The 9,915-nt window shown below is 42.1% G+C and carries 12 protein-coding genes; 8 read left to right on the top strand and 4 right to left on the bottom strand.

What is annotated here, in order from left to right; translation table 11 throughout:
- Window positions 1-210 precede the first annotated feature (210 nt).
- Window positions 211-1,836, bottom strand: coding sequence for a chaperonin GroEL (groL, locus tag GX756_03055; GenBank protein ID NLC16837.1), 1,626 nt, complete (start codon window positions 1,834-1,836; stop codon window positions 211-213).
- Window positions 1,837-1,879: 43 nt separating this feature from the next.
- Window positions 1,880-2,164, bottom strand: coding sequence for a co-chaperone GroES (locus tag GX756_03050; GenBank protein ID NLC16836.1), 285 nt, complete (start codon window positions 2,162-2,164; stop codon window positions 1,880-1,882).
- A gap of 201 nt (window positions 2,165-2,365) precedes the next feature.
- Between GX756_03050 and GX756_03045 the strand changes: the two genes are divergently transcribed.
- The 5 genes from GX756_03045 (at window position 2,366) to GX756_03025 (ending at window position 5,809) form a co-directional block, all read left to right on the top strand.
- Window positions 2,366-2,860: a cytidine deaminase gene (locus GX756_03045; GenBank protein NLC16835.1), complete on the top strand. Its 495-nt coding sequence runs from the start codon at window positions 2,366-2,368 to the stop codon at window positions 2,858-2,860.
- A 141-nt stretch (window positions 2,861-3,001) separates the two neighbouring features.
- Entirely contained in the window at window positions 3,002-3,808 is an 807-nt protein-coding gene (locus GX756_03040) for a hypothetical protein (protein ID NLC16834.1), read from the top strand.
- A 2-nt stretch (window positions 3,809-3,810) separates the two neighbouring features.
- On the top strand, window positions 3,811-4,725 hold the full coding sequence (locus tag GX756_03035; protein NLC16833.1) for a hypothetical protein: 915 nt from the start codon (window positions 3,811-3,813) through the stop codon (window positions 4,723-4,725).
- Window positions 4,726-4,729: 4 nt separating this feature from the next.
- Window positions 4,730-5,401 (top strand): YggS family pyridoxal phosphate-dependent enzyme, encoded by a 672-nt coding sequence (locus tag GX756_03030; GenBank protein ID NLC16832.1) that lies wholly within the window; start codon window positions 4,730-4,732, stop codon window positions 5,399-5,401.
- Window positions 5,402-5,419: 18 nt separating this feature from the next.
- A complete protein-coding gene (locus GX756_03025) occupies window positions 5,420-5,809 on the top strand; it encodes a cell division protein SepF (protein NLC16831.1) in 390 nt (129 codons plus the stop codon).
- Window positions 5,810-6,294: 485 nt separating this feature from the next.
- On the opposite strand, the gene GX756_03020 is transcribed toward GX756_03025, so the two are convergent.
- Window positions 6,295-6,795 carry a hypothetical protein gene (locus GX756_03020; protein NLC16830.1) on the bottom strand — a complete coding sequence of 167 codons (501 nt, stop codon included), beginning with the start codon at window positions 6,793-6,795 and terminating at the stop codon, window positions 6,295-6,297.
- A 399-nt stretch (window positions 6,796-7,194) separates the two neighbouring features.
- Window positions 7,195-7,359, bottom strand: a complete 165-nt coding sequence (locus GX756_03015) for a hypothetical protein (GenBank protein NLC16829.1) — start codon at window positions 7,357-7,359, stop codon at window positions 7,195-7,197.
- A gap of 168 nt (window positions 7,360-7,527) precedes the next feature.
- Here GX756_03015 and GX756_03010 point away from each other — a divergent pair, with 168 nt between their 5' ends.
- The 3 genes from GX756_03010 to GX756_03000 form a co-directional block, all read left to right on the top strand.
- Complete coding sequence (locus GX756_03010) at window positions 7,528-7,764, top strand: hypothetical protein (protein NLC16828.1); 237 nt, start codon at window positions 7,528-7,530, stop codon at window positions 7,762-7,764.
- Between the two features lie 152 nt (window positions 7,765-7,916).
- Entirely contained in the window at window positions 7,917-9,365 is a 1,449-nt protein-coding gene (locus GX756_03005) for an NCS2 family permease (protein NLC16827.1), read from the top strand.
- Window positions 9,366-9,455: 90 nt separating this feature from the next.
- A partial coding sequence (locus GX756_03000; GenBank protein ID NLC16826.1) for an adenine deaminase occupies window positions 9,456-9,915 on the top strand: 460 nt, incomplete at its 3' end.

Below are 9,915 nucleotides of genomic sequence, written 5' to 3'. Positions count from 1 at the left end.
TTTTTTGATTGTTTTGTCTATTGCGATGTCAAATATATTAACTGGGAAAATTTATATCCATATTCGTATTTCATAACATTTTACAGCGACAACCCAAGCTCTCTTGAATATCTTGCTGTGGAGCATTGTTTTATCGTGGCCTATTAATTGGGCATTATTAAGCATATAAAAAAGGGACAGAATTTTTTTACTGTCCCTTTTAGTTTTTTATTAATACATTCCGTCCATTCCGCCGCCTGCGGGAGCGGGAGGCGTCTTTTCGGGAATTTCGGCGACAACGGCCTCGGTCGTTAGGAACGAAGCGGCCACGCTGGCTGCGTTTTGCAACGCCGAGCGGGTAACTTTGGTCGGGTCAATGATGCCCTTTGCGACCATATCGCCGTATTCGCCCTTTAAGGCGTCATAACCGTAATTGGGGATATTGGCGTCCAGCACCTTGTTTATAATCACGCCGCCGTCAACGCCTGCGTTTTCGGCGATTTGCTTGATAGGAGCCTCAATAGCCTTAAGCACAATAGCGGCGCCTGTCTTTTCGTCGCCTTCAAGCTTAGAGACAAGCTTGGTCAAAGCGGGGATAGCCGCAAGCAAAGCCACGCCGCCGCCGGGCACTATGCCTTCTTCTACTGCCGCGCGGGTAGCCGCCAAAGCGTCTTCTATGCGAAGCTTCTTTTCTTTCATTTCAACTTCGGTCGCTGCGCCCACATTGATAACCGCAACGCCGCCGGCGAGTTTGGCCAGGCGTTCTTGCAGTTTTTCCCTGTCATAATCGCTGGTAGTTTCCTCAATCTGGGCCTTGATAGCCTTTATTCTGGCTTGGATTTCTTCTTTTGAGCCCGCGCCTTCTACGATAGTGGTATTGTCTTTGTCAACCTTAACTTGTCTTGCCTTGCCTAGATGCTCCAGCTTGGCGTTTTTGAGCTCAAGACCCAGTTTCTCGGTGATAACCTGTCCGCCTGTCAAGATAGCGATGTCTTGAAGCATGGCTTCGCGCCTGTCGCCAAATCCGGGCGCTTTTACAGCCACGGTAGTTAACGAGCCGCGGAGCTTGTTCAAAATTAGGGTAGCCAAAGCCTCGCCTTCTATATCTTCTGCAATAATCAATAACTTCTTGCCGCTTTGGACCACTTGTTCTAGTATGGGCAAGAGTTCTTGAATGCTGCTTATCTTTTTGTCGGTTATCAAAATCAAGGGATCTTCCAAAACAGCTTCCATTTTCTCGGAGTTGGTAACCATATAAGGCGAAGCGTAACCTCTGTCAAACTGCATGCCCTCCACTATGTTAAGCTCGGTCTTCATGGTCTTGCTTTCCTCTACGGTGATAACGCCGTCGTTTCCGACCTTTTCCATAGCTTCGGATATGATTTTGCCTATTTCTTCATCGCCCGCCGAGTTGGAAGCCACATGGCTTATGGATTCTTTGGAATCAATAGGCTTGCTGATCTTTTTGAGTTCTTTTACAACCGTATCGGTCGCCGCGAAGATACCCTTTCTCAAAATAACGGGGTTAGCGCCCGCCGCGATGTTTTTGAGGCCTTCCTTGATAATTATTTGGGCAAGCAAGGCCGCGGTTGTGGTTCCGTCGCCCGCCACATCGTTGGTCTTGGTCGCGACCTCTTTTACAAGCTGGGCGCCCATGTTTTCAAACGGGTCGGGCAATTCAATCTCTTTTGCGATGGTTACGCCGTCGTTGGTAATAAGGGGCGAACCGAACTTTCTATCTAAAACTACATTTCGGCCTTTGGGGCCAAGAGTAATTTTAACGGTATCCACTAAAGCGTTTACGCCAGCTTCAAGTGCTTGACGCGCCTGCAAACCAGTTTTAATCTCCTTTGCCATATCTCACATCTTCTTTTTCTCAAATTTTTTAGTCTTTTTTAAATTATTCCACTATTGCCAATACGTCGCTTTGGAGTAAGATTGTAACTTCTTTGCCGTCAATTTTGAACTCGCTTCCGGCATATTTGCTATACAAAACTTTGTCGCCGACTTTTACTTGCATGACAACTTCTTTTCCGTCCACAAGCCCGCCGGGGCCTACGGCGATAACCCTTGCAAGTTGAGGCTTTTCTTGGGCTGTGTTGGGCAAAACTATGCCGCTTTTGGTCTTTTCTTCGGGCTCAACAGCCTCAATTACAATCTTGTCAAACAAAGGCTTAATCTTCATAGATTATTACCTCCTCCTTTATATAATAGATATTTTTTTATCAAATGAGGTAAAATTGATCTTTTGGTATATTCTACCAAAAACCAAAAGATATTATACAATATTGAATAAAAAAATGCTAGCATTTATTTTACACAAAATATACAAAACTAAAGCAAATAAAATGCGAAAAATCGCATTTTCTGATATACTTTTAGTATAATGATTTTGGAAAAAGATGCAAATATTTTGAAATGGGACCAAAGGTTTATGCAAGTCGCCCGTCTTGTCAGCACATGGTCGTCTTGCATAAGGCCCAATCGCCAAATTGGCGCGGTAATAGTCAAGGACAAGCGCATTATCGCCACGGGGTATAACGGCGCGGGCAGCGGGATTGAGTCGTGCGCCCAAAGGGGCTATTGCCTGCGCGAGCAGCGCAATATCCCGAGCGGCACAAGGCACGAGATATGCTATGCCGTTCACGCCGAGCAAAACGCCATTGTCCAGGCGGCAAGGCTTGGAATATCCATAAACCAAGCCACTATGTATTGCACGCACCAGCCATGCGTCATATGCGCCAAACTTATCATTAACAGCGGGATAAAAAGGGTGGTTTACGAACAAGGCTATCCCGACGATTTTGCTTTGCAGTTGTTTGAGGAAGCCCAAGTATTGCTTGAGCGGTTTTCATTGGACGAAACGACGCAAAATATATAATCTTTACGGTTTTTCGCGACATCTTTTTACCTTGTTTTTTGTTATTTTGTTCCTTATATGAATATCTTTTATCTTGCATAATGCACAATATTTAGTTATAATAAAAACATGTTCAAATATGTCAACATAGCGACAAGATACATGTTCAAGACATTCCCGTATTTTTGCTTGGTCGCGCTTGTTCCATCGGCGTTTTCGGGTTTTTTTGGCTCGCCGATATCCAATATTTTATTCTTTTACGACAATTATAAAACGCCCATAGAAGCTATGCCTACGGGCTATGTCCAAGTTTTGTCGGATATGTTCGGGTATTTTGACAACGGCTGGCTTTTGCTTGCCGGCTTTGGTTTGGCTTTGGTTTTTGTTTCCTTGATAATAGGGCTTATGGAGAGGCATTTGCGCTCGGGCAGGTTCGGTTACAAAAACCCGCTTCGCCGCATTAACGAAAGCCTGCTTGCCATATTGCCTTTGTTTTTGGTCGTGCTGGTTGTCCAAATACTATTTTCATTGATTTCAAGCGGCATAGTCGTGCTTGGGCATTATATATTTTCCAAATTCGGCAGCAGCCCCACGATTTTGAGCTGGTCCATAACTATCATTGTCATATTAGCGCTTCAATTGCTAATAATAGAAATATATTCCATTTGCTTGCTTATTCCTCCTGTTTATATGATCACGGGCTATCCTTATGCCTCGGCGATAAGCTATGCCGCAAAATTAAGGCACAAAGAGGCGTTTAAAATCTTTTTCGCGTGTTTATGGCCGTTTTTTGTGGTCTTTGTTTTGGGGCTTTTGAGCAGGTTGGCAATCTTTTTGGCTATACCGATTAATATTTTGTGCTATGTCTTTTTATATTTATATTTTTGCTCGCTTTCTATGACGGCTTATTACGAACTTACGGGGACGGAAAGAATGGACTATAGAAGAAATCTGGGTAGGGGAGTTTAAAGATGAGATTTAAAAACGCTTTTAAAATACTAATAGCCAAATTTTCTTTAGTATGGCACATACTCGTCTATTACATTATAACTACCGTAATAATCGCCAGCATAGGCGCGGCTGTCTTGATTCCCTTTTTTGAGACTTTCAAGAGCATGGGTCTGGGTCAAGACTTTAACAAAATAATTATATCGCTGCTGCAAAACCGCTCTTTAGAAGATGTAAGCGCGCAATTTCTGGACCTTTATTCGCGGGTTATTAACGAGTTTTTGGTTATACCAAGGGTCGGTTGGAGTTTGAGAATATTTTTGTTGGGCATAATCGGGGTGTTGGCGCGGCTGCTTTTTGGTTTTTGCGAAATGGCTATTTTGAGCGTGCTGGAAGGGCACATGTCGGCCAACGCCTATTATAGTTTCACGGGCGCCTACCTTAGCAACTTAGGCAAATCAATAAAATACCAGTTTTTCAAAATGCTGTTTACATTGCCGTATGATATTTTTATTGTTTTTGTTCTGTATCTTATGACATATTTGTTCAAAGTCCCGGGGCTTGCTTTATTTTTGCCCCTATTGATTATGACCGTGTTTATTGTGTTAATCGCTTTTAGGCTGACCGCGATGTCGCTCTGGGGCGCAAGCATAGCCGTGGACAACAACGGCGTTTTTAAAGGTTTGATAAAGGGCCTAAAACTTATCTTTAATAAGAAAAATTTTTTGGCTGTGTTTTCGGCGTTTTTGGTAATGGTCATATTAGCGATAGCCATAAATGTTTTTGTCACATTCTTTACGCTTAGCGCGGGATTGTTTTTGACCGCGCCGCTTACTATACTTTGGGGCAATTGCATTAATATGACCTCATATTATATGGCAACAGGCAAGAGATATTATATAGACAGCGACACTATTTACACTTCGCCCGCTGTTTAAAAAAATGAAAGAACAAGAAATTTTAGCCAAGCGCATCAATCTTGTAAGGCAAAAGATAGACCAAGCCAAACAAAAATTTGGCATAACTTACGACATTAAGATTATCGCCGCCACCAAGGCAAAAAGCCCGAAGACTATCAACCTTCTTTATGAATGCGGCATTAAGGCGATAGGCGAAAACAGGGTTCAAGAATTTTTGCGAAAATACCCTGAGCTTAACAAAAACTTTGAGATGCATTTTATCGGACAGCTGCAGTCCAACAAGGTAAAATATATAATAGATAAAATAAGCCTTATCCATTCTTTGGACAGAATCAGCTTGGCGCAAGAAATAGACAAAAGGGCAAAAAACATAGGTAAAATTATGGACGCGCTTATAGAAGTCAATTTGGGCGAGGCGTCCAAAGGCGGAGTGCTTGCGGAAGAGGTTTTGGGCTTTTATGGGCAAATGTCTAATTATCCCAATATACGCGTGCGCGGGATTATGAGCGTGATGCCTATTGACGCCCCGGACGATAAGTATTTACAAATGCGCGAGCTTTATGATATATTAAAGACACAATCAAAAGATATAAAATATTTGTCTATGGGCATGAGCGACGACTATCTAAAAGCCATAGAACACGGCGCTAATATGATAAGACTGGGCAGAGTAATATTGGGAGAACGAATATAATCGGAGATTTTTAATAAAATGGGTAGATATAACGATTTTTTGTTTAAAGGACAGGTCAACGAGGACGATCTGGAATATATAGAGGACGTCGCGCTTAAACCTCGCCTAAATCCTAGTTTTTCCCGCACGCCGCCCGCGCAGAAGACGCAGCGGCCTATGAGCAGCGTCGTCATCCACAGCCCCACTACGCCCGACGAGGTTGAGAGCTTGATTGATTATTTGCGCAGGCGCGAGCCGGCAATAGTCAACCTTGACAAACCGCCTGTGGAAATCGCCCAACGGATTTTGGATATGCTAAGCGGCGCTATTTACGCCCTAAACGGCAGCATGCACCGCATCCAAGACAATATATTTTTGCTAACGCCCGAAGGCGTGGAAATAGCCGCGCCGGGCGAGGAGTTAAAATAAAAGAATAAAAGAGTTAAAATAAATAAGACGGTCAAAAGCCGTCTTTTTTTAAGCAAAATTTTTTTTTGGAACAGGGATTACGTCCCCAAAAAAACTTTTCTTTTAAAAGCATGCCTGAAAAATAAAGCGCATAGCGACTTTAAAAACGCCAGCCAATTTGCAGTCAAATATATTTATTGTTTAAGCAAAAAAACTTTCTATAAACATGTTTTTTTAATTGGTTTTGATTATGTCTTAACGCCAAAAATTATAAATCGGTTTTTTGCGTTATTGCCAAGTTTATCGGCGTTAAATATAATTGGCGTTAAATATCATTGCGTTATCCAACCAACTAACGCGCCCGTATCCGTTAAATTTAGCCAGTCTATCTATGCAGTCATTGATATCCGCTTGAAGCGTTTTGGACAGTTTCACATCCTTTTCTAATCAAATATTTTTAACTATCAGCGTTTTGGTCTTGCGGTCGCACGCCGCCTCCATTCTGCCTATAAAGCGGTCGCCATACAATAGCGGTATTGTGTAACAGCCGTATTTGCGGCGCTCTTAGGGCGTGTATATTTCCCATTTGTAGTCAAAGCCAAACAGCGCCTTACCGCGCCGTCAAAGCCTATATCGGACGACGAGACAGCGCCTCTTTCAAGAATTATATCTTTTATTTTGCCGCACACGGCGTTAACCGCGTCCAAGCTTTTAATATTGTTTTGGTAGGCTTGGCGATACCGCCTAAAATAAGGCCAATCGGCAGTCTGGATAATTGAAAGATTTTTATCAAAATAGTCAAGCAATACTCTATCTTTATACAAAAGCTCGTCCAGCATCGGCTTTTCAAAGCCCTTGACCCTGGCGCGCAAAACAAGCTCGGGGTTTTTGCCGCAAATATCAATAGGGTCAAAATGGATACAGCCCGCTTGACGGATAAAATCAATAACTCCCTGTTTGCCAAAAAATTTAAATCGCCGATAAGCCCTTGCTTTAAAAGCATAAATACGCGCGCTTGCTTATTGGTTAAATAAATCGCTTTGGACATATTGGTTTCTTTCGGTGTTTTTTATCGCTTAATCGCAAGGGCTAGCAAATGCCGGCACAGCGTGAAAACAGTCGGCTTTTTTTACAAAAAAACAGCGCTGTTTTTAAAAATATCTCTTAATTATTGGGATAATGATATTTTTTTACTGTCCCATTATGACAAGATAAACGAACAAATTTTTACATGGTATTTATAGGTATGGCGCAAAAACTATTCTTACCTATTTTATCTTTTGATTATAAAGCTTAAGGATTATCAAGCAAATTTTTTAAAAAACTTTAGCGTCAAATCTTATAAAACCGTTAGCTATCCATAATTATTCCTAAATTATATCTTAAGAAAAAAGATGGGTGTTTTTTTATTCCGAATAGCTAATATACACGTAAGTTTGATCGGGCTCGGGAGTGGGCGGGAAGATCTCGCCTTTTTTTACCGTAAGCTCAATATCGGTTTTGTCGCCATACTTGCTGACAACCACTACCTTGCCGGAAAACGGGACTCTCTGACCAGGCTTATAATTCATTACACAAAAAACCCCCTTTTTTTGTATTTTCTAAAAAAATGATAGTCCTTTTATCGTTTATTGTCAATATGTTTACAGATTTAATGTTATAAGAAATAGTTAACAAAAAGATATTTCTTATAAGTATATTTTATAATTTTTTATCTAAGAATGTCAAATAATAAAAATATGGCAAGGGTCTTCTCATACAACCAAAAGCCCCAAAAATACCGCGCTTCCAAGCTGGGCAGGATAAAAATCAATATCTTTTCAAGCTTTATTTTTGGGATAATTAGGGGCTTAGGGATGGCGGTCGGCTTCTCGGGCATCGCCGTAGTCTTGCTGTATTTGATAAGGTATGTGCCGCTTCATAACATTCCCATTATAGGTGAAATCATATGGGCTATTATAGAAAATCTTCGTTAATATATTCAAAAAATATTTTTAGAGCTAAGTTTGTGGCAAAATGTTTTTAATTAATAGTCAATAAGTTGTAGATTTTGTCACAATATGTTAAATTATTAACGATGGTTTCTATAGGTTAGGAAACCAAATATTTTTCAAGGAGATTTTTTATAATGTCCAAATTCAAAAGCGCTCTTGACCGCTATTTTGGAATTTCTGCCAAAGGCAGCAAAATTTCCACCGAAATTATAGCGGGCATTACCACTTTCTTAACGATGGCGTATATTCTTGTCGTCAATCCCGGAACACTAACGGGAACATTGGGCACAGATTCGTCTCATCCAATGTGGGAATCTATCTATGTGGCGACCATTATAGGCGCCTTTGTCGGAACAATCCTTATGGCGTTGTATGCCAAAATACCTTTCGCCCAAGCGCCGGGCATGGGACTTAACGCTTTCGCTTTTGCGCTTGCTTCATCATTAGGCTATGGCGTTACTATGGAACTTATTTTGATATCGGGTTTGATATTCTTGGCTCTTACGCTTTTTGGCATAAGAGAAAAGATATTAGTCGCTGTGCCCGAAATAGTCCGAAAAGCCATACCCGTAGGTATCGGTTTGTTTATAGCCTTTATAGGTTTGCAAAGCGCCGAAATAATTGTGCCCGATGAATTTACAGTATCGGCTCTTGCCGACTTAACGGCGTGGGAAACCGCCAAAGCGCCTTTAGTATGTTTTTCAGGCGTTTTGTTGATTGCCCTTTTGTCCAAACTTAAAGTAAAAGGCGCTATACTTATAGGCATAATTTTCGCTACCATTATAGGAATTCCCGCGGGCGTAACCGATTTGTCGGGATTGCAGGGCGCTCAATGGTATCCCCGTTTTGACAAGCTTTTCACTAACGACGCTAGCGTTAGCGGTTTTTGGGCTACCTGGACAAGCTGGAGCGAGTTTGGCAAATTGTTTACAACCTTTAGCGGCGCTTTGTCCGCGATTTTGGTCATTCTTTCGTTTACTATGATTGATATGTTTGACACTTTTGGAACACTATACGGAACTTGCAAGCGCGCCGATATGTTGCAAGAAGACGGCAGCGTGCCTAGATTTAGGCAGGCTTGTATGTCTGACGCCATAGCTACCGTTGTGGGCGCTTCGGTCGGAACTTCCACCGTTACTACATATATTGAATCCGCGGCGGGCGTAAGCGTGGGCGGTCGCACGGGCTTGACGGCTTTGGTAGTGTCATTGCTGTTTTTACTGGCGCTGTTCTTGACGCCGTTGTTTATGGTTATTCCCGTGGCGGCTTCGGCAAGCGCTCTTATCTATGTGGGCATATTAATGATTTCCACTATAAAGGATATCAATTTTGAAGATCCTTCCTTGGCGGTACCCGCGTTTTTGACCTTGTTTGGAATGCCTTTGACTTACTCAATTACCGACGGCATCGGCTTGGGAATTATTTCTTATGTTTTGATAAAATTGATTCTTTATGTAATCAATATTATTAGATACGCCGCCAACAAAGAGAAAAACCAAAAACCCGCTTGGGAGATCCATCCCATAACGATTATTATATTCGTGTTATTCGTGCTGAAATTTGTAGTGCCTGCTAATTTTTAATTAAAAGGCAATTTTAATAATACGGCCTTCCGTCGCGGAGGGCCGTTTTTTTATGCTTGCCAAAACGATACGCAAAAGGTAAAATTAACCATAAAGGAGTTTAGGATTATGAAAAGATTAATAGACGCGGCCAGCAAGCGCATAAAGCCCGATAAGGTTTTGAAGGGCGGGAATATTGTCAATGTGTTCAGCGGCAAAATCCAAAAAGCCGATGTGGCGATATTGGACGGCAGGATTGCGGGGATAGGCGATTATGACGGGATAGAAAACATAGACGTAAGCGGAAAATATATAATCCCCGGGCTTATAGACACGCATTTGCATATAGAGTCAACTATGTTGACGCCCGCGCAATTTTGCAAGGCCATAATTCCTTATGGCACGACCACGATAATAGCCGACCCCCACGAAATAGCCAATGTGTTGGGCATGGACGGTGTCAAGTATATGATAGAGCAGACTAAGGGATTGCCCATAAACGCGCTTTTTATGCTGCCCTCGTGCGTGCCCGCGACATTTTTTGAGAACTCGGGCGCGATTATAGATTCTA

The organism is Clostridiales bacterium (genome assembly GCA_012512255.1).
GTDB lineage: Bacteria > Bacillota > Clostridia > Christensenellales > DUVY01 > DUVY01.
This window is presented reverse-complemented; position numbering and strand designations above follow the sequence as displayed.